We start from the raw sequence: 21,913 nt of genomic DNA on the forward strand, positions 1-21,913 counted from the left end.
TGAAAAATAGTTTTTGGAAAAAGCTAATAGGAAAAAGGGAAGCTAATCGTTTAAATCCGTTCTATATTCAATAGGGCTATCTTATTTGTAAAGACTTAAATGATGTTTTAATAAGCAGGATGCTCGAATGGAATTATTAGTTGGCATCCTGCCATTAGAATTCTTTAATTAAACTAGAAGAAAATGTTTTACCTGGAGTAAAATGATATCTTCAACAAGCTTAGTATGGAAGCTATAAAGTTTTTCTCCAGATTGTATTTTAATTGTATTGGTTTACCAAGTATTACAAGCGCAATTGATTTTATTAAACTTTCGTTCCATTTAACGGATGAGTTAATAAAAAATCACGCCAGCCAATTACTATTTGCTTAAAATCTGTAGTTGGTAATTCATAGACAAATGCATTATCATCATAAAGTTCAACCCTGTCTTGATATATCATAATGCTAATATTCTCACTGGCATTACTTTCTTCATAATTGGTATCCAGTAAAGCAGATTCAATATCGGGTAACAAATCTTCATTAATTTCTTGAGGATTTGACCATTCGTATACAAATAAGTTTAAATGTTTATTTTGAATGTTTGGATATTTGGCTATTCTCCTGGGGCCGTTACCCAATTGTTCTACTGAATTTACAAAGTTAATTTTGTATTTATTTATTAAATCAGGATTCATATAATTAAAATTTTAGGTTAATTAAAACTTGGATAAACAGATTTTATAATTCCATTCTCAGTATAAAAAACAACTTCAACATTATCAGACATACGTCCTTTTAAATGCCCGTTTTTAAGCGCTCTATTATTATATGCAAAAGCTAATTCTTCGTGTAGTTTTTGTTTTGTCCAGGTATTAGGAAAAAAGGTACTGTTTTTCTTCTTTATAATCCAACCTCCATTGATTGGACAATTTGGATCATATATTTTGACTTTAGCTTTATAATAACCGAGGCCTTGTGGACCAACAGTAGTTGTATTACCTATTATTACTGCAGTTCCATTTTGGATCGCATCATTGTGGTGGACCCCTTTGGCAATCCATTGATATTGATTATCGGTATAAGGAGGAGCTGAATTGTGATACTTTTTAAGTAATTTGGATTTGATTTGACCTTTAAAAATCCCGATTTCTATTTCATTAGAATTACTGATGATACGATATGCTTCTAAAAAGTCAACAGTTCTTTGATTTTTTAAAAATTTAATTTCATTTTCCCAAATGTCAACAAGATTATATTGTTTTGGAATACCATTTACAATTCGGGTGTGAAGAAAATTTAGCTTTGCCCAGTCTGTCCTTTTTTTAAGGTTGAAAAAACAGACAAAGAAATCATATTTTTCTTCATCGGTAAAAGTGTTAAATCTATCTATAATGTTATTGGAAACATTAGATGGTAAGTTATTTAGTTTCTGAAGCATTTCAGTAATTAAAGCGGCTGCATCGTAGACAGATTTGATTGCATTCATTACCTCAGCATTCAATCCGGACGATTTGCCTACTTCAATTAGTTTTACTTCCTCTAACATTAAATCTGCTGTAGCATCAAAAAGTTTCTTTTTTACTATGATATCTGTACTCAATGTAACTACTGCTAAAGTGTTAAACCATACATTAGCTTTTTCTGTAAATGCTTTTATATCAGGATCAGTCGTTGTAGTATTGATGTAATCATTAAGGGATGATAAATTATCTGCGGTGAATGTTACTGCATTGTGCGATCCTTCTACCGCTCTCCAAAACAATACCGTTTCTGCGGCAGTAGCCGTCCCCGTGTAAACAGATCTTACTTTTGATAAATATGTCAAATACTTTAGATTGTTTAAAGCTCCAATTCCACTTAAACTTGTTGCTACAGCATAAACAAGAGCAAGACCGAAATCTATTTTCTTTAAATCGCTGTAATCTTGCATATAATATAAAAAGAATACAGGAATATTTGGAATAGGATTGTTTAGATTAATCTGCGTTTCGGGATCTTTAAAAGTTTCAACTAAATCTGAATCAGGTTTAAAACCTATAATCGAAATGGGTTGATAGAGGTCATAGGTACCATATAAATAAGTAAAACTTGTTACCCTTTGATTGTTTTCTTTTAAGCTTTTAAAATTAGTTTCTCTTGTTGTACTTTTTTTGCGGATCTCTATTTTTTTGCCCTTAATTTCACCCAAAATGTATTCATCTGTTGTTGATATTAAAGAGGAATCTGTTTGATGATTGGTAGCCGAGTCGTATGCCAGAATTGCTGGAGAAGTTACATTATCATAATACTTTGTTCTTTGAATTGTATTTCCTTCATCACTAACTAATTTCATATAATATGATTCAGGATATACTCCAAAAATATTTGCAGGTTGAGAGTAGGATGGATCTGCATAGATAGGATTGTATTCTGATTTTTTCCATATTTGATATAACATCAAAATAAATTTCTTTCTATTATCTTCAGTTTCGAGTAATCCAAAAGTATATTCTAGTGGTCCAAAATTATACCTCCCCGTTCTGTTATCGTCTATTTTTAAATATAATACTTCAAAAAGGGTTTGTTTAGTATCATAAGTACTTTTTTGGTTATATGTATTTGTAAGCTGATATACTTGAATTTCCATTAGCATTTGCAGTAAATAGTTTCTTTCTGCTGCCGATACTGAGTCAAAAGTGAAAGATTGTATAATTTTTAATGCTAGTTCTTCTCCATTATTCCATTCCGTTAAAAGATGACTATAATCACTAATCTTTTTCAGTAAGTTAACTTTATCATATGAAGGAACTGTTGCCAACGCTTCAGCAGAAAGACATCTTGCTAACCAGTAGAATTGTTCTCTTTTAGTAGCCTTTTTAATCGAAATGTAATTTGCATAGAAACTTTTATAAAAATGGGTTAAATTTAGCATGTAATCCTCCAAGACTGAAATAGTTGGATTTGCAAATATTGGTTGGTTACTCCATTCGAATCTTTGACTATTTATGTACCGACCAAAATCAGTATCTATATTTAGTTCAACTAAATTAAAGATATTTTCTATAGAGTGGATTTGTATTGCCATTTTGGCAAGTAAAAAGGCCTTAGCCTGTTTGTCATTTACATCTGAAAGCGGTGTAACAAACAACCCGATTTTATGGCTGTAAAATTGCATTGCAGTACTGCTTAACTCAATGTTTTTTGCTACCAGATTTGGAAAAGCTTCGGGCGGAATACTAATCTGCCAGGTTGCATAATCTACAATAGGAACATTAGGCTGGTATAGCCATTTATAGGTTTCAATTTTGCAGAAATCTGTATACGGAGAAGCAACTTTTAGTTTTTTAACAATTATTTCATCTCCCGCTGATGCTGATTTGAATGTGTATTTGTGATTTTTTAATTGATGAAGTTTTTCTTTAGTTTCATCTAAAAAATATTCCAGAAAAAAAGTTTCTTCATAGAAACCACCAATTACGTCTTTGTCTATTTGGCCCGCTAAATCGATAGCCCTGAAATCTTCTTTTACTGTTTCTTTAAATTTTTTTGTAACGCCATCAACGACAGTTTCAAATGAATTTAAGAAGCCATATATGGTATATTTGGGGTTAATTAAACCAGTAAGTTTAACAACATTTCCGGATTTTAAAATTGCAGCTTGTTCCATTATAAAGATAAGTCTAGGTCTAACATTAATTCTTTTTTTACGTCTTCTTTTACATGCTCACTATATCCCCTAGTAAAATGATAGTTTCGATCAAGTGAGTAAATATAAATTGGAGCTTCCGGCTGTATTAATTCATTTTTACCTTCAGCATTTTCGGCCACGATTGCAGCCTTGTATTTCTGGTATTTGATGTTTTCTTGAGATAATAATTCACTACCATCTTCAAAGAGATCTATTAAAAAGAGACGAGGATTCTTTTTGTCAGATGTAATTAACGCTCTCAATGATTCATTTTCGCTTTTGGTTAATCCCAGAATAATTTTATTTGGAGTAGAATTATCTAGTGTTTTTAATTCCAACCCTGTAATGATTTGTAAATTATCAGTGAAGATTTTTATATTATAATAATAGGGATCCGGCAAAATATAGGTTTTATTTTTCGTTACCGAACCGCTTGCACTAGCTGTTGTTTTGGTACTTGAGGTTGTATTTCCGGTTGCAGAAACAGCATTATTCATTGTATCACTTACTTCTGTTAGATATGTGACACGGGAAACTGCGGGGGGTAATTCAATTCCGGTTTCAATAATATCATTTACCCTAAGAGTTTGCACTATTGAAATGCCTTGTTGTTTTTTATCGTAAAATTCATTGACAATATTTAATTTTTCAGAAGTCAATCTGGAATAACTATCGGTATCACTTAATTTTAATAAAGGTTGAGCGTTAATTAAATGGAAGACATTATCAAAAAAGTTTGTTTCTTTATATAGAGTAACAGAATTTTCATTTTCATCAAATGTCGTTCCCACAGCATATTTATCCGTTTTTCCTTGGTAAAGTAAGATAGTAAGTGTCGCAATATTTTTGCCTTGTACAGCAGGTGTTGTTAGTTGAATAGTTGAGGTTAGATTACTGTAATTTCCGGATTCATCAGGAGGTAATTGTAAACCATCGGCATTAATGAAATTGTCCTTTTGGGCATTAGCAATTTTAGCAATCTGCCCATAAAAAGCTGCATTTTTATTGTTGTCGGTTGTAAACTGCAGATAGAGATTATTTGCTGTAATCGTATTTGCCTGTACTTGATTGTTAATCATAACCGGCCACCCGAAAGTTCCATAAGTTATGGACGTCATTGGAACAATTCCGGTTTCTGAATCTGCCAATAAACCTATTTTTAAGTTAGCGGAATCTATAGGATTTATTTTATAATTAATCTCGCTATCATCATAGAAACCATAACTACGTGTACGATCACTTTGAATGTAGAGGTACCAGCTATTTTTGGTGTAGAAATTATTGATTATACTGTTAAAAATTTCAGTGTCCTTTTTAGAATTTTTAACTCCTTCACTAACAATGTTTACATTGCCTTTAGGAACAAAAAGCCCATAAAAAGCGGCGATATCAATAAATTGTATGATTTGTTCTCTTTGTAGTTTTTTTTGCAAATCAGTACCGGAGAGTATGATCTTAGCATCGGTTTGACGAGCATATTCTAGATCAAAAACAAATTCTCCATTGTCAAAATTATTTTTGTAATCGCCATAGTTTAAAACAACATCAATACCGCATTCGCCTTGTGCAAAATTGCCAAGTGATTTACCTATATCAATTAAGGGAAGTTCGAAATTATTTTTTTCGTTAAAAGTGCCGTTAATCTCTATAAATTCAGATTCTTTAAAAAAGAAATCGGACAATGAAGTTGTGAGGTCAGTTATGGTTTCATCATAACCAATATACTTAGCAGAAAAATCCGGTATGGGAATTAGAGTACCTTGTGCATCTTTGCGATTGCGGTGAAAATCATTAAAATCTTTGTTTATGTGAGCGATAAAATCTGATGTTAGTACTCCATTGTCGGGAATAATTTTTGGATTAGCGGCTGTTGTAAAAAAATCACTTTTTTGCAGGCCTCTGTATACAAAGTATTTGATATTTAGTCCCGGAAATGGTTGTTTGTATGGACGAAGAATAAGATTTACTTTTTCAGCATTGGCAGTTTGAGGTTGTATCAGAACAACTCCTTTACAGATTGCATAAGCCTTTTTAGGAGCATCTAAAGTGAATTTGGAGGTCAGGTTAAATTCGGTGTCCGAATGGGGACCAAAGGCTTGTTGCTGATTTTGCACAAACCCTCCTGACTCCACGAAAAAATGAGATAGTGAAGACATATTTTGATTGGATTTTTTAAGAATTATTATTTAAACCAGAACCGGCTTATAGATTTTATAAACAAATCGCAGAAGCAAAAAGACCATTACCAGAAGTAGCGATCTCCCCATCCAGATTTGTATCTTCTGCCAAAAAGTTAAGTGATTGACAAACTTGGTAATCGTAATTGTTTTTTCCTGTACTTCTTTAACTTGTTTCGATTTCCAGGCGGCGTATAGTTCCTGTTCTTTGAGGTGACAGTCTACCGAAAGTGCTTGCTTGTCAAGTCGAACCTTTGGGCTTTTTAAGATGCGTCCCGCTTCGGCCTGAATAACATTTTTAAGGACTACTTTTCCGTTAAGGCATTCCAGTAGTGCCTTGTAGGAACTACTGTCATTTGCTATTTTAAAAACAGTGTCATGTAAAGTTTCGGTGATGGTGATGGTCTGGATTTTATTTTCGTTTTGTACCGGTTTCGGACTTCGACAGGAAATGAGGATCAGGACAAGAATGAATAAAAGCCATGGTAATTTTAGTTTTTGAGTCATAGAGAATAGGGTTTAAGAGTTTGATTTTATAAGCGTAAAAAGCCTGTCATGTTTGTAAGGTCACGTTTTCTTCTGGCAACTTTATAACCTTCTCGGCTGCCGGAATTGTTGGTATTTCCTTCAATTGTGAATGCAGTATTTCCTGTGATTTTTTCAATAAAGCCGGTGTGTCCCGTCCCATTTTTGAAATTCATAATAAAAACATCCCCGCGCTGAGGTGTTTTTTGCACCAAAAGAGGTCTCGAATTATATTGATCCAACACACCCGCGGTTTTCTTTAAAGGATTTTTTTGATTGGTTTGCTGCGAAGCTTTCTGATTACACCAGTAAACAAAAGCCATACACCAGGGATGTCCTTTGTCTAGTCCGACGCTTCTTAGGTAAATTTCGACTTCGGGGCCTGCATTACTGTTTCGTGGCATTTCTTCGACACCAATCTGAGCAGTGGCGATTTCTAAAGTTTTTTCGGGGAGTGTCATAACTGTTTTCCGTTTAGCTGTTTAAATTTTTGCAATTCATCAACCAGTTGTTGGTTGATGAGCATGAGTTCTTTGTGTTGTATTTCCATTTTTTTTATGGTGTCGGTAGCAGAAGTAAGCCTTGCTGTGAGATCGTCGAGAAGATCACGGTAATATTTTACGGCACTTATGGTATTGTCAAGTTCGGCTGAACGATCTTCGGCGAGTGATTTTCGCATAGAGAAAAACCAGGTGATAAATGCGGCAAAGAATGCGGTTAGAGTGGGGTATAAAAATTGCTCCATTGATAGTTATTGAAATTTGAGTATTAGGGTTTGAATTATTTTGGTCAGATTACCAGAGAGTTGTTTGACGAGGAAACGCAATCGGAGTTTTTTTTAGATGCTGAGGTGGAGTTACATCCTTTTGAGATTGCAAATATTAGGTAAAAAAAGCCCTAAAAAAAGCAAATGCAAGGAGGGTGTACATTTGTATTCTAGGACTTTACAGAGTTGTTCAGAAGAAGAACAAACCTCATTTTTAGAGTATTAAATGATGCATCTTTGCATCATCATTGCAGATTTGTTTTTTTAAGTTATGATGGTTTCCCTTGATTATTTATTAGCTCTTCAATTCTTCGCAATTCTGAAGTGATTGGTGTACAAAGAATTTCATACAAAGTAGTTCGCGAAATAGGGTAAACGGGATACACATATTTACGCCACACTACGGTAGTGGGAATATCTTCCGTTTTGTGTTTTTGATACAATTCTTTAACAAGTTTGTAGCGTAATAGTTTATTTTTTTGAATTCCGAGGCTTCTGCTTGAAGATATAGACATAAGATGTGGTATTTAGAATGATAGAAAAGGATGAAAGGTTCTTGAAAATGAGAGAGTAGTTTAAATAATGATGCAATCAGAATTAGAAATTATTTGAATAATGAGAATTGTGATATAGTAAATAAAACAGCCAAAACCATTTGATCATTTTTAATAAATGGTTTTACACTTCTCTAAAGCCATTTGGCATCGGACCCTGTTCTGGGGCCGTGTTCGTTATTTTTTAACAATTTGAGTCAGCAATTCCCGCGTAAGAACTCCGTTTCCGGAATTTTTTCAAATCCGGATTCTAAAAAAAGGATGCGTTTTTGGCTGTTTGTTCTTAAAGCAGAAATTGCTTGCTTCTCGGTTCTTGTTTCTCCTCATGAGGAAAAAGAGGAACCGCTTTTTACTGTTGGAGGACTGTTTTTTTACCTTATACTCGGAACATTAGAGTATTTTTTAATCCATGATTTTTAAGTACGATGCTTTAATAGTAGTTAACAATCTGGTGTTGTTTAGTAGAGAAGTCAATACTGAAATTTTAGTTTTTGAACTCATTTATAATTATTTATTCGTCAGGTTTTGAGACTGATAACTGACTTTGGTTTTAAGTTTACTTAAATAGAGTTTTAAGATTATTCTCATTCTAAAATAGAACCATTCTCTGAATAAAAGTATTGGTTTTAAATTTGTTGCAATCAATAGAATTGTTAAAATTACGGAGATGTATATATCGTCATTAAGCTGCATGATTTTGTTTGTTTTGCTGATTAAAGAAATTAAATGCGTATCCCTGTAAAAAATCTACTGAAGAGATTGACAGCGGAATATTGGTTTTTGTACCATTTTCTGCAATTCGGCTTGCTTCGATAAACCAACTGGAACGCACAGGTCTGAAAGAAGAAGCAATAATTTCAACACCGTCGGTAAATTCTTCATTGTTAAATTCTTTTGTCAGTTTTTGAAGCTCCAAAACGCGCGAACCTTTTAAGTTTCCCTTGGCATCTTTTTTAAGCAAGTTAAAAACAATCTTGACCAACGATGCCGTTTCTTTGCTTGTTGAAAGTGATGCAATATATTGCTGTACTTTTTCAATACCAATAGTAACAGTATCGTCCCAGCCTTCATTGATGCGATATCCGATTGTGATTTCTTCGCGGTCATTAGAGAAAGTATGCGACATTTGTTTTTCTTTAAAGCCATAAACCTGATTTTTTAAATCAAGAATGGTTTCAAACAATTTGAAGGTCTCTGTTTTTGCATTTCGCATCATTTCTGAGGTTTCATGTAACCTTGAAAGTGCTTTTGGAATTGTTTCGGCTACCAGTTTTTTGTAAGTGTCTCTTTCTTCATTTTTTTTACTTTCAATTTGATGCAAAGCTTCTTTTAATTGTTGGGCTGAAAATTGCGATAAATCCAGAACCGGCGTTGTTGGGTTTGTTAAAGGAGTGCTCATAATAGGTGGTTTTTTAGTATATTAAAATTTCGTCTTTAAACGGATCTCCGTAATAAGGTTTGAAGTTGTATTGAACAGCAAGTTTCGAAACTTCTTTTAGTTTATTTTCAATAGTCGGTGAAACGGGGCGAGGAGTAGCGCTTTCACCGTCGAGAATATGCATCCATTGAAAACGTTCCTGATTGATGCAGATTCTTTCTCCGGATGTGAAAGTTTTTCTTCTTTCTGAGCAGTACTGAAGTGCAAGATATAATTGTGCAATTCTTGTTTCGATTTGATTTTTATTCATGATTTCTTTCTAATAAGGTTTACAAGTATTTGATATTAGGTTCTGATGTTTTTTTTCGGATTGATAGTATTTCAATTAAGCGGTTTTTTAAATGGTGAAGTTTAATGAAATTCGAATATTCTCATCATATTTAAGTAATTAACTAAGGAATATTTGTTGCGTTTTTTGGTTATTGATGGATAATACTACATGTGATTCGTAGTTTTGTTACCGGTTAGCGTAATGACTTATTATTTGTTTTTTGATTCTTGAAAAGAGTTTACATGTTTGTTTATTAGTTGTTTGTGTTTATTTGAAGCGGCTTGGTTTGTTTTTGTATTCCATAAATTTGTATGCATTGGTATTGTTTTTGAGAATTATTTTTCTTTACTTTGCAAATATAATGTAAAATAATACATTAAAACAAATAATTAACGTAGAAAAATACATCTTTTTATGGGGTCAACGGAAAGAATGCGTGAGTATCTTGATTTTAAAGGGATTAGTAAGTATAAGTTTTGTAATGACTTGGGCTTTTCTAATAAGTTTTTGGATAATAGCAGCAATATGGGTACCGACAAGGCGTGTAAAATATTACAGTATTACGCTGATATTAATTCAGAGTGGTTGTTAACCGGAAATGGGCCTATGATTAAGGAAGATAATGCTAATATTGTAATTATGAATAAAGACAGAAAAACGATGGACTCGTTGTATGTAAATCAAGAGATACCTTTATATGATTTGGAAGCAGTAGCGGGATTAAGGGAATTGTTTAAAAGTGGAAAACCGCAGCGAATTCTGGATACGATCAAAATTCCAAATCTTCCAAAATGTGATGGGGCTATTTCTGTGACTGGAGATAGTATGTATCCGCTACTCAAATCCGGAGATATTGTTTTGTATAAAGAAACGGAGTTCGAAAATATCTTTTTTGGAGAAATGTATTTGTTAAGTGTTAAGTTAAATGACTGGGAAGAATACATTACGGTTAAGTATGTTCAGAAATCTGAGCAAGGTCAGGAGTTTGTAAAACTGGTTAGTCAGAATTCACATCATCAGCCTAAAGACATTCACATCTCAAAAATTTCGGCATTGGCACTTATTAAAGCAAGTATTCGAATCAATACGATGATGTAGAGAACTAATCATGTATTAAGTATAAAAAAACGAAATTTCATTGATTTGGAATTTCGTTTTTTTTATTCTATAATGTACTTAACGAATGGATCTATCTCTATTTTTTAGGAGTACGTCCCTGCAGTTTAAGTAGAAAGTTGTTGTTGGTTACTTTTATAAATAGCCTCTTCTATTTTTTTTAGTTCAGTAGTTATCGGTGTACACAAAACTTCATATAGTGTAGTTCGTGAAATAGGATAGATTGGACAAATGTATTTTCGCCAGACAACAGTGGTGGGAATATCTTCTGTTTTGTGTTTGTTGTAAAGATCTTTTATTAGTTTGTAGCGAAGCAGTTTGTTTCTTTGCGTGCCTAGACTTCGGTTTGTTGATTGTGCCATGTAGTTGTGAAAGTAAAGTTTGTTTGTAACAAGATTAATTTGTGATACTAAATTTGCTTTTGATATCGAGAACAAATTTAAAACTCAAGGGTGCGGTTTCCAATTTTTTCGATTAGCAAAGTCAGTAGTTTCAGTCTTTTATGTCCTGATTTTAAAAGAGAATCCTCCGTTTAGGATTGCGTAGCCTGTATGGACTGTCAGTAACAAAGTTTCGGATAGTTTTAAAGTATGCAATTTTCATTTGTTTAGCTTGATAGCTAATTCCTCATCTCTGGTTAAAACTGAAGTTAATTGATACAGACCGGTCAAAGATTCAATATTGTTTTATTCAGGTATTTCTACTTAGAGGCGATTTCGAAAAATGTTATAAGTTCGATTTTCTGAATATTCAACGATTTTAAATCATTAAAAAAATCCCCGCTGATGAATAAAAAAATATGTGCCGCAATTTTTCTTATTAGCTTAATTCTAAATGCCCAAAACTTATTAGCACAAGATGAGGCTTTAAAAATACTGCCTAACGGTAATGTTGGTATTGGAGTAGCAACTCCATTAGAACCATTACATGTAAACGGAAAAATTAAAGCCGAAGGAAGAATTGCTGACAAAACGGGGAATGTTTCACCTGTGGGATCCATTATGATTTTTGCCGGAAATACTGCACCACCGGGCTGGTTGTTCTGCGATGGGGCTTCTTACGACAGAAATGGTGATAAAAATGAACTCTATAATGTAATTGGAATCGTTTACGGTAGCCCTGACAACAATAGATTTAATGTTCCGGATTTAAGAGAGAGATTTGTTATGGGAGGAGATAATCGGGTTCCGGCTGAAAAGTTGGGAAGCAAGGGAGAACCGGATTTGCATAATCATGCGATAAATGCTTTTTCGAATAGTTTTAAAACCAGTTCAGATGGTTTTCATGCACATAAGTTTCCCAAAAGCTGGTATAAAAGAGACTTTGGCGGTAGCAGTTATTCTGGAATTGATACTGGTGGAGAGAATATTAAAAATACCGCTACCGAACCTGGTGGTGAGCATGATCATTCTGTACTAGTTTCTTTTCCTGCTAGTGTTAGCGGCTCTTCTCAAGGCCCAAATCGCCCAAAATGGATGAGTCTTAATTATATAATCAAATATTAGTTTAACCTTTAAAATCAATAGACAATCATGGCAGTAACAATTAAAGAAATTAAAAATCTGACTAATTCAGCTTTAGTACCGGATACCGATTTAGGTAAATTCGACAATAAAACAGATTTTTCACCTATAATTTCGGCGGACGGAATCGCTACATTAAATTGGAAACCTTCAGATAATATTCAGGTGACCTGGAGTGATGGTACTACGGTAAAAGCAAGAGCTGTTAATGGCAGTATCAGCCAAGAGGGCACTAAATATACCATAAGCGGATTAACAGATGTTTCAAAATACAGCTTTGGTATTAACGGAGAACTGGAAATTGGCCCGACGGATAATTCAGAGCCTGCAGCTACTGTTAGCGTGAGAATTGGAAACTTGCCTTCTGCCAAGAATAAAAAAGCGGACTGGCTAATTGATTTTAGTGACAAAGAAGGAGGGCAACACGGATCGAATATTAAACTGAAAAGTCTGGTCAACTGGATTCAGAACAAAACAGGAGATAGCAGTACACCAACTTATCCGGAACTCGGAGGAGGTAAAAAACCGGCAGAAATGACGATTGTTTTTAATGAATTTTATTTTAATATCACTCAAAATACATTTGATTTTGATGTAACGACTAAACAGGGAGAAGAAATTACATTCGGAAACTTCACCATAAAAAATGCAGGGTTCAGAGTGACCAATAACCCGATAGCCTTTGAAACGAAGGCCTTAGATAAGTAATATTTGCTGTTGGGTGCAAGCCTCGTAAAAAGGGCCTATAAAGAAATAATCAAATGATTCTTCGATTGCATTTGCTCATAGCTTAACATGTTTAAGATTGAGCTTATTAGACAAATGGCAATATAGACAGCAATATGCCGAATTTAAAATCTTTTTTAGTAGAAATAACAGGGCAGACAGAATTTCATTTAGGAAACCCGTCTGCTCCTTTGGCTGTGGCTATTGCTATAGGTTACAGGAGTAGAATCATAGAAGAAGGAAGTAAAGAAAGCTTTTTATATGCCACTTTAGAATCCGAAAAGAAAAGCGGAATTAGCGTACAGGATATCATCAATTGTTGTACGACAGAGGATATAACGATTCCTGAAATCTTAAATGTTGTTACGCTAAAAAGATTTTCTGTAAGTTATGGTCAAGGAGATCTTAATAGTTCTGAATTTAAAATTGAATTTGATTGCAAAATCAGTATAAATGATAAACTTTTTGATGCCGAAATAGCAATATTATCTCAGAAGAAGGGAAATAGAAAAATCATTTCTTTCGAAGGTATTCTCAAGGTAGACAACCATCGTTTTGATTTGCAATTTACTAAAAATGAAGAAACGAACTATGTTTATGCCCGTTATCAGCATTCGGGAGAGGTTACTATTGATCTCAGGGCTTTAGCAATAAAATTTTTCGGAACCGAAGCACTTTATAAAATGCCGGAGCTTTCGTTTAAACTAAAAGAGTTTAAAGCCTTTTTACTGTATAAAAAAGAGAAAAAACAATCCGGATTATTTTTCGGAATGGGAGCCGGAATCCATTTAGATTTAAATGATCTTCCGTTGGCAGGGCCAATTATAACGCAGAATAATGCTTTTGCCTTTAAAGAAGTTTTAGCCATTTATGCCAAGGGGCAATTTGAAAAAGAAGAATTTAAAGAGTTTATGGGTTTACCGCCTGTAGCCATCACTTCGGGTTTCAATATTACAACTCAGCTCCAAATTAATGGTAAAGAGGAGTACTATGTTTTAAACAACGGAACCGATGAGGAGTATAAAGAAGCCGTAGAAATTAAGGAAACAGACAGCACAGCTGTAGTACCGTTAGAAGGCAGTGTGTCTTCTAAAGCAAAATGGAAGAAATTAGATAAAAAAATTGGTCCGGTAACAATTCAGCGATTGGGTTTTGTTTATCAGAACAGTGAAGTAGTTTTACTGCTTGATGCGTCTATGGAGATGAAGGGTATGGGGCTTCAGCTTATGGGCTTTGGATTGGGTTTTAAACTGCAATGGCCACCCGGTGTACCTGATTTTTACTTAGACGGATTAGGTCTTTCTTATAAATCACCACCCATCGAAATATCGGGAGCCTTTTTGCATGCAACAGCTCTTTACGAAGGCAAAACTATTGATGTTTACAATGGTGGTGCAATTATAAAAGTAAGCCGTTTTACTATTGCCGCCATCGGATCTTATGCCAATGTAAACGATCAGGCATCGTTATTTATTTACGGCGTCTACGATGGGCCGATTGGAGGTCCTGCCTTCTTTTTTGTAACGGGAATAGCGGCCGGATTTGGGTACAATCGTAAAGTGAATGTACCATCGATCAATGAGGTGGCTTTATTTCCGCTCGTAGCTTTAGCCATGAGACCCGAGAGTGATATTGGATTGTTGCCTTTATTGGCTTCGCTTGAAACGCCAATGAAAAATGGCAAAAAACCAATAGAAATTTCGGTTGGGGATTATTGGCTGGCTATAGGTATAAAGTTTACTTCTTTTAAACTTATTGAGACTTTTGTTTTGGTAACTGTAAATTTTGGTACCCAATTGGAGTTTGCCATTTTAGGTCTTTCCAGATTGAGCTGGCCCGAAAAATCGATGCATTCGGAGCCAATCGTATATATCGAACTGGCTATTCTCGCTCATTTCGGAACGAATAGCGACGTACTTTCCGTGGAGGCGGTTATTACTCCTAATTCATATGTTCTTTCAAAAGATTGTAAATTATCCGGCGGTTTTGCTTTTTATACTTGGGTCAAAGGAGTACATGAAGGAGATTTTGTAATTACATTAGGAGGATATCATCCGAAATTTATAAAACCGGCTCATTATCCTGATGTACCGCGTCTGGCATTAAGCTGGAGAGTCAATGATTATGTATCGATTAAAGGAGAAATGTATTATGCGCTTACTTCATCGGCTATTATGGCGGGGGGTAAATGGGAAGTACTTTTTTCAACTTCTATTCTAAAAGTAACCGTTAGAGTTTGGGCAGATATGCTCATCTCTTGGGCTCCTTTCCAGTATTATATCGATATGGGAATTACTGTTAAAATAGAAGCCGATATTAAAATCTGGTTTGTTAGAATTCATTTCAGTTTCGAAATGGGAGCACAGCTGCATATCTGGGGACCACCATTTGCGGGCGAAGCTTATGTTGACTGGGTGATATTTTCGTTTACAATACCTTTTGGAGATCATTCGAAAACAAAACCGAAAAAACTCAAATGGGAGGAATTTTCGACCGGTTTTCTGCCACGCCAACAACAAAGTGTTTCAACGTCAAATCAATTCAAATCCGGTGCGTCTGAAACTGCGACAATTTCAAATCCGGAACCGATAAACATAACCATCAGCAATGGTTTGATGGAAGTAAAAGGGGATGATAAATTTCCCGTAATTAATCCTTCTCAATTGGCTATTACAATTGATTCTTTTGTGCCGGTATTGACTTTAAAAGTTAATGATGCAAAAGTTTCAGATGCAACGATAATGAAATCAGAGGCAGGTGATACCATTTATGGAGCAAGAGAGACAAATATTGGAGTTAGGCCTTGTGGTTTTGGAAAAGGTGCTGTGTCATTTGAAATGACTGTTGAAGTTCTGTTACATGCAAACGGAGCTAACCGGGTAGAGATGAAATATTCCTGTTTAGCAAAAGGGGCGGCTGAAGCCTTGTGGAGCGGGGAAGAATCGAAAAGCAGTAATTCAAATCCCGGTACTGCAAAAGTAATTAGCAATGTGCTTAGTGGTTTGATTTTACACCCCAAAGATGTACCGCAAGTTTCCCAGATCAGAACATTTGATTTTTCAAAACTGGTAGACGCATCATTTATAGGATTTGAGTGGTATTTTGAATTGGCACGATCCGGAGAAGCCTATTCGAGTTTGAAGGTATTAGGATATTATGATACGATAAATAAAATTAAAGTGACCGGTATCCTTGAGCAAACTTATGAGGAGAAAATAGAAAAGAGGACGAAGATATTTTCACTTCTTAAAGAAACTTTCGATGACAGTTTTCATCAAATTGATGAAGAAGATATGAAGGATATTATGACAAACGAAGGCGGCTATTTTACCGGTATTCCGATACTGTGTGAAATAGGACAATTACCGCAATACAGTACAGATGTACAGTAATACAGTACGAATAAATTAAAGAAAAATGGCTGAGAATACTAAAATAGTACAATGTTTTTTACCTGCTATGACCGCAGGTATCTATTCGACCAAAGTACAGCAACGTTTGGTAAAGGACAATGCGAACCTTTTAGATGTAGAGAAAACATTTGATTTTGGTGTTGATGCGGCGCGATTTACAATCAATTCTAATGATATTTATTCGGTTTATCCCCCAACAAATAAATCCGGTACTTATTCGGAGTCCTTACCTCATTTGGTTTTTACAAGAAAAACATTGCCTTGGGAACGTACTATAGACGGCAAACTACCCTTATTTCAGCGAGATGAAACTCCGGTAGAGAAGCGCAATCCACAAGATTCACCACCGGTTCCGTGGATGGCCTTGCTACTTTTTGATGAAGAAGAAATGAAAAACTTGCAGATAAGTAAAAATACTATTGCAGCACTTGTTCAGCCAAATTTGTCGGATGGAATTATTCGCCCTGAAATTTTTGATAAAAATACAACTACTCAGGATGTATTAAAGTTAATGGAATGGGAGAAAGTAACCGATGGATGTTTTACAATTGAGCTAACCAAAGAGCAATTTGAAAAAAATGTACCTTCTATGGACAGCCTTTCTTTCTTGGCTCATGCCAAAGAAGTTAGCATCACAGATAAGGACAAAGCCGGAATCACCGATTTAAATGACGATGGAGCAGGAGTTTTTTCTGTTATTGTGGGCAATCGTTTGCCAAGCAAGGGCAAACAAAATACAGCAATATTAGTATCTCTTGAAGGCTTTACGGCTTATTTGAAAGGGGCTAATCCAATGAAGAAAATTCCTTCCGAGCATAAAGCAAGACTTGCCGTACTGGCAAGTTGGAATTTTATAGACGATGGAGAACTCAGTTTTTCGCAGTTAATAGATAGTGTAGAAATAAAAAGTATGAAAGTTCAAAGAAAAGAGGAAGCTTCTGATTTAGTTCCTTTTTTCGATTCAGGATACATACCAATTGAGCATTTAACGCGTACCGGAGCCAGCACATTGTCCTGGTATCACGGTCCGCTTGTTCCAAAATTATTTCCAGCTTCTACAAAGAATATTTCTTTTTCTACTTCAGATGCGGCATTGCGATATGATAAAACTACGGGTTTTTTTGATATTTCTTTTGCTGCCGCCTGGCAGTTAGGCCGCATACTGGCTCTGCAAAATCAGGAGTTTTCCAAAACAATTTTAAACTGGCGAATAACACAGAATCAGCTCGAAGCCGGTAAAGAAAAAGAAGAGAGTATCAATGTAATTTTGAGCAATACTGATGGAGCAGATTTAAAAGATAAAGTAATCCGTTATCTAGGTCAATTAAATGAACTTGAAATTCCGATTTCGACAGAAAAGACCTCAGCGGTATCCGAAGAAATTCCTAAGACAGTGCAGCATTTTTTAAATGATTTGTATCAATTAAAAGGAATTCCATTTCCTTATTTGGTTCCGCATGAGTTGCTTTTAGAAAAAGAGCATGAAGCTTTTACAGGAACACTTTCTTTATTTTATGTAGATCCCAATTGGGTTGAAGCCTTACTTGACGGGGCTCTGAGTATTGGAAGAATACAAAACAATGACACATTACTTCAATTAGCAATAAACGGTGAATTTATAACGGGCTATAATACGCAATCTATAGTAATCGATGAAAAAAAGAAAGAAAAGGAAGAAGTAAAAGGGAGAAGATTAAATACGACAGGTTTTTTGTTCCGATCCAATCTTGTATCGGGCTGGAGAGGATTAGAAATCAAGGCTTTTGATGGCGAAGGTACAAAACTTCCTGCTTTGCGTTTTGAACGAATCGATGCGGACATTTTTCTGGGAATTTTTAATGGAAATATAGCCAGTATTACCATCACACAACCCTATGAAGGACTTCATTTTGGGATAAAATATAGCAATAATAAGTATCAGAAGAATTTGAAAAATGAAGACGGTACAAATCAAAAAGTAAAAGATGGTACTGCCGATGTAGACAAAGAACTTAATGAGGGATTGATAGAAAATGGCATTTTAGATATAAGTGCTTTGGCTGCCATCATGAAACAAAAATTAATAAACAAAAAATGGATGAATACACTGGGAGAAAGCAAGGGAAAATATTTTACTTCTGCTGAATTTGCTTATCAGATGGTAGACAGTCCGGTGCAAAGAACTATTTCTGTAAACGTCTTAAATGTAAAAAATCATGGGTAACACTGCTAAACTTTTTGTTCCTATGTATATGGAAGCACTGGTGTTAAGTTCAGATAAAGACGATTGTTTGGATTTGGGACCTCAATTGAAAAATTACGATCAGAGTATTTTGGGAAATGTTTTACAACCCGATACGAATCAAGAGGTAACACTAAAAAAAGGAATCCATCTGCATTGGACGTTGCCGAAAGCTTTAAAACATTCCTTCGTCAAAGAAAATGAAGAAACAAAATTCCCTTATGTTCCAAACCGATGGATGATCATTCGCGTCCAGACCAGTAAAGGAATCACAGCGATGCCCTCGAGAATCTGGATGATTAAAAGTGATGAGAAAAATGCCCTTAAAAGCAATGAAACTGCTCCAAATTGGATAGTTTTAAAAGACAATAAACTTGATTTTAGTAATCTGGGGAAAGCTGTAGAATGGAGTTCGGATTATACGGAGGAAACTGAGCAACCAATCTTAACCGGAGTAGGAGCTTTAAACCCCTATTTTGCTTCCTTTTATTTGAGTAGTAAGAACGTTTTTGGTTTTCACGATGATATGAAAGAGGTCGAAGCTAATACGACATTCACTTATGTTGTGGCAGGCTGGTACAGTGATCCTACTGTTGATCCGATTGGTTCCGGAAATTTTAATGCAGGAACTGATGCAGATGCAGAGCAAAAAAGAGTATCAGATTGGTTTAAACAGCAATGGAAATGCGATCAGGAAGCATATCCCGATTCGTGTTTATTGCATGCTTCGATACACAGCGTGCAATGGAATGCTGATGTAAGAAGTGGTGTTCCCGACGGAGAGGTACAAGTGTATGCAGGCAATACGGCAGTAGAAGCATTAAGTGCTCAGATTATAAAAAGCAGTGGTAAAGAAAAGTCGGGTTTAGAAGAGTTGATGAATGCTTTGCAGTATCAGCTTTTGGATGATAACAGGAACGAACCTGGTCTGAAATCGATTCAAACCGAAATTCATAAGAGAGGATTTACACCTAAGAATAGAGGTTTTATATGGGAAATAGTTCGGGCAGAGGCAACAGATCAGGATTTAGAAAGCAAGCAGGAAGAACGAGCCCACTTTCCGGAAAACAGTTCGATTTTAAGTGAGTTTAATGCACTAAATCAAACTCAGATTATTTGTAATAGAATCAATCAGGAAGTCGCGAGCCTTCAACAAGAGTATTATTTTCTTTGGTACAAAGAAGCGCGTAAAACAGTTCGTAACGCCAAGGTTAAGGATTTTGATTATGTTGCTTTGAGAGCAGCACTATTAGACCAACTTGTGGCTAAAAAAGTAGAGCGTGATGCCTTAAATACAGAGACCAGACAGCAAGTTGCCAGTTTAAAGATGTATAAAGAATTGTCAGGTGAGCAAGCTGAATTTGAACTTAAAGAAAAGTTAGAAGATCGTTTTTGGGAACCTAATGATCCGGTTTTATTGTTTTGCGGATCGGGTATTGGAGATACAGCGAAACCCGGTTTTCAAATTTCCGATAAAGAAATTTTTTGCCGGACTGAAGAACAATTGTTGACGAAACTTTACTTGAATGTGCCCTATAATGCTACTGTTATCCCGGTTAGTATCCCAGCTACGGCATTTGATGTTCCAAAAGTAAAGGAACTAGATCATGAAAATATTCCTTTTGAAGGAGTAAAAGCATTGGTTTATGAAACGTTGCTTTTAGATCAGGCACTTTCAGTAGATATTGCTTTGGCTGCCTATACAGAAGCGCAATTGGAAGAAGGAAAAGATAAAAAAAGTCCTGTGATCAAAAGCTTTGCTAAAACAGTGGTTGCCAAACAACTCAAACCGGATTATGACGAAAAAGAGAAAGCGCATGAGCCATTTTCAATTACCAAATGGTCACAGGCATGGTCACCCTTATTTATGGTATGGGAAGCGGACTATATTTCAAATACTCCCAATATAAGAGAGTTGGATTTAATTGAGAATACAGACCAATGGAAATTACAGGATAGGTTACATTTTAAGATGCAATCAGCAGTAGGAACCGGGCAAAGCATACCCGTTAATGGTATAAGTCCGTTTTCGAGTTCTGTTTTTGCGAACCTAAAGAGAGTTTTACCAGATAGCATTGTAAATAAGTATGGAAACCTAAATCTGGTTGCACAAGCATTGAGTGGTCTGCATAAAATTCTGGTAATGCAAAGCCCCGATATTCAGTTTCCACCATTTCAATATACCAGTGATAGAATAAACAATTTTGCTACAGATTATTTGATCGATCAGGAGGAGCTAAATGTGATTGGAGAAGATGGTTATAAACTGGGTTGTAATCCAGGTAATGTAAATGGTACAGATGGCGAGGTTTTTAATCCGTTGCGTTCCGGTTTTATCAAAATAAAAAAGCTCTTGATTGTTGATGTTTTTGGGCAGGTAAAAAAAGTAATAGTAGATAAAGATGCTGCTAATCCAACGATAACAGCTGCTGTTACACTAAGAGGAGATTTGGAAAGTTCAGGAACTATAATTCCGCTTCCGCCAAGAATAATCCAGCCTTCACGATTGCAATTTAATTGGTTAAACGCAAAGGACGAGATTATCTATCAGGACACAGGTAAAACCGATAATCCGGTTTTAGGATGGCTCGTTCCCAATTATTTAGACAAAAGCATCTTGGTGTATGACGGCGATGGTAAGGAAGTGCTAATGCTTCGTATCACAACAGACAGCACTAAAGACAATGGACTTCAGCTTCTAAAAAGTCCTTTCCCGGGCGGGCATCCCATTCCCGATTTAGCAGCTAATCCACAATTAAAAAAACTGTTGGATATGATAAATAAAGGCAGTATTGCATCGGGAATTATGGATCTGGCTTATAAAATAAGTGCAAACCTAACAGGGAATACTGCTTTACAGAACAATACAGCTGCCTTATTGTGCGGACAGCCTTTGGCCTTAGTACGCTGTTCGATTGGACTAGAATTATTGGGATCTCCCTATAACAACCAGCGATGGGATAAATCCGGAAAAGAAGATATAGGAGGTATAGATACGGTTAATTTTCCACTTGCGATTGGTGATTATAGTATGGAAAAAGAGGGCTTAGTGGGCTATTTTACAGATGTGGATGGTACTGCATTTTATACTGCTGCCAATGCCCCTGAGTTTATTTTTAGTAGTGACGCTTTTTTTAAGAAAGGTGCAATAGTAAAACTGGCACTTCATCAGGAACCTTTAAAAGTGACTTTACTAATGGATCCTTCTGCCGGAGTGCATCTGGCGACAGGTATTCTGCCAACAAAACAGGTGACATTATTTGATCACAATTCAAGCCGTTTGTTGTCACAGTTGAATATAGGTTTTATGGTAGCGCCCTTTATTGCCGAAAAAGTAGCTCCGGACATCCCGATACCCACTAGTATTAACGCAAACTGGAAGTGGACTCACAAATCTGATGTGGTAACCTGGCAGGATGATGTTGCTTTGGCTGAAGGGAAAAACAAACAAATTTCAGGTTTTAAGAAACAACAGGTCTATGAAGGCTGGCTGAGATTGAACAATTTGAAAACGAACAATTAACATATAAAA

16 protein-coding genes are annotated in these 21,913 nt (G+C 35.4%); 6 read left to right on the plus strand and 10 right to left on the minus strand.

Annotation, left to right across the window (positions count from 1 at the left end; translation table 11 throughout):
• Positions 1 to 304: 304 nt before the first annotated feature.
• From G3A47_RS11635 to G3A47_RS11675, 9 genes are all read right to left on the minus strand, one after another.
• On the minus strand, positions 305 to 679 hold the full coding sequence (locus G3A47_RS11635) for a hypothetical protein (RefSeq protein WP_166922444.1): 375 nt from the start codon (positions 677 to 679) through the stop codon (positions 305 to 307).
• A 17-nt stretch (positions 680 to 696) separates the two neighbouring features.
• Entirely contained in the window at positions 697 to 3,630 is a 2,934-nt protein-coding gene (locus G3A47_RS11640; RefSeq protein ID WP_166922445.1) for an EndoU domain-containing protein, read from the minus strand.
• Positions 3,630 to 5,807, minus strand: coding sequence for a hypothetical protein (locus G3A47_RS11645; RefSeq protein WP_166922447.1), 2,178 nt, complete (start codon positions 5,805 to 5,807; stop codon positions 3,630 to 3,632). The genes G3A47_RS11640 and G3A47_RS11645 overlap by 1 nt, the downstream gene beginning before the upstream one ends.
• Before the next feature lie 30 nt (positions 5,808 to 5,837).
• On the minus strand, positions 5,838 to 6,335 hold the full coding sequence (locus tag G3A47_RS11650) for a hypothetical protein (RefSeq protein WP_166922449.1): 498 nt from the start codon (positions 6,333 to 6,335) through the stop codon (positions 5,838 to 5,840).
• 26 nt (positions 6,336 to 6,361) lie between these two features.
• Positions 6,362 to 6,814, minus strand: coding sequence for a CHAP domain-containing protein (locus G3A47_RS11655; RefSeq protein WP_166922451.1), 453 nt, complete (start codon positions 6,812 to 6,814; stop codon positions 6,362 to 6,364).
• The gene (locus tag G3A47_RS11660) at positions 6,811 to 7,098 is read right to left on the minus strand and encodes a methyl-accepting chemotaxis protein (protein WP_166922453.1); all 288 of its coding nucleotides are present in this window, start codon (positions 7,096 to 7,098) and stop codon (positions 6,811 to 6,813) included. Before G3A47_RS11660 ends, G3A47_RS11655 begins: the two co-directional genes overlap by 4 nt.
• Positions 7,099 to 7,388: 290 nt before the next feature.
• Positions 7,389 to 7,634, minus strand: coding sequence for a hypothetical protein (locus tag G3A47_RS11665; protein WP_166922455.1), 246 nt, complete (start codon positions 7,632 to 7,634; stop codon positions 7,389 to 7,391).
• A gap of 721 nt (positions 7,635 to 8,355) precedes the next feature.
• On the minus strand, positions 8,356 to 9,072 hold the full coding sequence (locus G3A47_RS11670; RefSeq protein WP_166922457.1) for a DUF3164 family protein: 717 nt from the start codon (positions 9,070 to 9,072) through the stop codon (positions 8,356 to 8,358).
• A 13-nt stretch (positions 9,073 to 9,085) separates the two neighbouring features.
• Positions 9,086 to 9,361 (minus strand): hypothetical protein, encoded by a 276-nt coding sequence (locus G3A47_RS11675; RefSeq protein WP_166922459.1) that lies wholly within the window; start codon positions 9,359 to 9,361, stop codon positions 9,086 to 9,088.
• 435 nt (positions 9,362 to 9,796) lie between these two features.
• Here G3A47_RS11675 and G3A47_RS11680 point away from each other — a divergent pair, with 435 nt between their 5' ends.
• Positions 9,797 to 10,480 carry a S24 family peptidase gene (locus G3A47_RS11680; RefSeq protein WP_243860426.1) on the plus strand — a complete coding sequence of 228 codons (684 nt, stop codon included), beginning with the start codon at positions 9,797 to 9,799 and terminating at the stop codon, positions 10,478 to 10,480.
• Between the two features lie 125 nt (positions 10,481 to 10,605).
• On the opposite strand, the gene G3A47_RS11685 is transcribed toward G3A47_RS11680, so the two are convergent.
• Positions 10,606 to 10,860: a hypothetical protein gene (locus G3A47_RS11685; RefSeq protein WP_166922461.1), complete on the minus strand. Its 255-nt coding sequence runs from the start codon at positions 10,858 to 10,860 to the stop codon at positions 10,606 to 10,608.
• Between the two features lie 423 nt (positions 10,861 to 11,283).
• Here G3A47_RS11685 and G3A47_RS11690 point away from each other — a divergent pair, with 423 nt between their 5' ends.
• The 5 genes from G3A47_RS11690 (at position 11,284) to G3A47_RS11710 (ending at position 21,904) form a co-directional block, all read left to right on the plus strand.
• Entirely contained in the window at positions 11,284 to 12,003 is a 720-nt protein-coding gene (locus tag G3A47_RS11690; RefSeq protein WP_166922463.1) for a tail fiber protein, read from the plus strand.
• Between the two features lie 27 nt (positions 12,004 to 12,030).
• Positions 12,031 to 12,729, plus strand: a complete 699-nt coding sequence (locus G3A47_RS11695; protein ID WP_166922465.1) for a hypothetical protein — start codon at positions 12,031 to 12,033, stop codon at positions 12,727 to 12,729.
• A 134-nt stretch (positions 12,730 to 12,863) separates the two neighbouring features.
• Positions 12,864 to 16,139: a DUF6603 domain-containing protein gene (locus G3A47_RS11700; RefSeq protein ID WP_166922466.1), complete on the plus strand. Its 3,276-nt coding sequence runs from the start codon at positions 12,864 to 12,866 to the stop codon at positions 16,137 to 16,139.
• A gap of 25 nt (positions 16,140 to 16,164) precedes the next feature.
• Positions 16,165 to 18,363, plus strand: a complete 2,199-nt coding sequence (locus G3A47_RS11705; RefSeq protein WP_166922468.1) for a hypothetical protein — start codon at positions 16,165 to 16,167, stop codon at positions 18,361 to 18,363.
• Entirely contained in the window at positions 18,356 to 21,904 is a 3,549-nt protein-coding gene (locus G3A47_RS11710; RefSeq protein ID WP_166922470.1) for a hypothetical protein, read from the plus strand. Before G3A47_RS11705 ends, G3A47_RS11710 begins: the two co-directional genes overlap by 8 nt.
• The last annotated feature ends 9 nt before the right edge of the window (positions 21,905 to 21,913 follow it).

This window comes from Flavobacterium poyangense (assembly GCF_011751075.1).
Lineage (GTDB): Bacteria > Bacteroidota > Bacteroidia > Flavobacteriales > Flavobacteriaceae > Flavobacterium > Flavobacterium poyangense.

What these genes read in the sequence shown, in the direction of transcription:
- G3A47_RS11635 (WP_166922444.1), bottom strand. Translation starts at nt 679, where the DNA reads ATGAATCCTGATTTAATAAATAAATACAAAATTAACTTTGTAAATTCA.
- G3A47_RS11640 (WP_166922445.1), bottom strand. Translation starts at nt 3,630, where the DNA reads ATGGAACAAGCTGCAATTTTAAAATCCGGAAATGTTGTTAAACTTACT.
- G3A47_RS11645 (WP_166922447.1), bottom strand. Translation starts at nt 5,807, where the DNA reads ATGTCTTCACTATCTCATTTTTTCGTGGAGTCAGGAGGGTTTGTGCAA.
- G3A47_RS11650 (WP_166922449.1), bottom strand. Translation starts at nt 6,335, where the DNA reads ATGACTCAAAAACTAAAATTACCATGGCTTTTATTCATTCTTGTCCTG.
- G3A47_RS11655 (WP_166922451.1), bottom strand. Translation starts at nt 6,814, where the DNA reads ATGACACTCCCCGAAAAAACTTTAGAAATCGCCACTGCTCAGATTGGT.
- G3A47_RS11660 (WP_166922453.1), bottom strand. Translation starts at nt 7,098, where the DNA reads ATGGAGCAATTTTTATACCCCACTCTAACCGCATTCTTTGCCGCATTT.
- G3A47_RS11665 (WP_166922455.1), bottom strand. Translation starts at nt 7,634, where the DNA reads ATGTCTATATCTTCAAGCAGAAGCCTCGGAATTCAAAAAAATAAACTA.
- G3A47_RS11670 (WP_166922457.1), bottom strand. Translation starts at nt 9,072, where the DNA reads ATGAGCACTCCTTTAACAAACCCAACAACGCCGGTTCTGGATTTATCG.
- G3A47_RS11675 (WP_166922459.1), bottom strand. Translation starts at nt 9,361, where the DNA reads ATGAATAAAAATCAAATCGAAACAAGAATTGCACAATTATATCTTGCA.
- G3A47_RS11680 (WP_243860426.1), top strand. Translation starts at nt 9,797, where the DNA reads ATGGGGTCAACGGAAAGAATGCGTGAGTATCTTGATTTTAAAGGGATT.
- G3A47_RS11685 (WP_166922461.1), bottom strand. Translation starts at nt 10,860, where the DNA reads ATGGCACAATCAACAAACCGAAGTCTAGGCACGCAAAGAAACAAACTG.
- G3A47_RS11690 (WP_166922463.1), top strand. Translation starts at nt 11,284, where the DNA reads ATGAATAAAAAAATATGTGCCGCAATTTTTCTTATTAGCTTAATTCTA.
- G3A47_RS11695 (WP_166922465.1), top strand. Translation starts at nt 12,031, where the DNA reads ATGGCAGTAACAATTAAAGAAATTAAAAATCTGACTAATTCAGCTTTA.
- G3A47_RS11700 (WP_166922466.1), top strand. Translation starts at nt 12,864, where the DNA reads ATGCCGAATTTAAAATCTTTTTTAGTAGAAATAACAGGGCAGACAGAA.
- G3A47_RS11705 (WP_166922468.1), top strand. Translation starts at nt 16,165, where the DNA reads ATGGCTGAGAATACTAAAATAGTACAATGTTTTTTACCTGCTATGACC.
- G3A47_RS11710 (WP_166922470.1), top strand. Translation starts at nt 18,356, where the DNA reads ATGGGTAACACTGCTAAACTTTTTGTTCCTATGTATATGGAAGCACTG.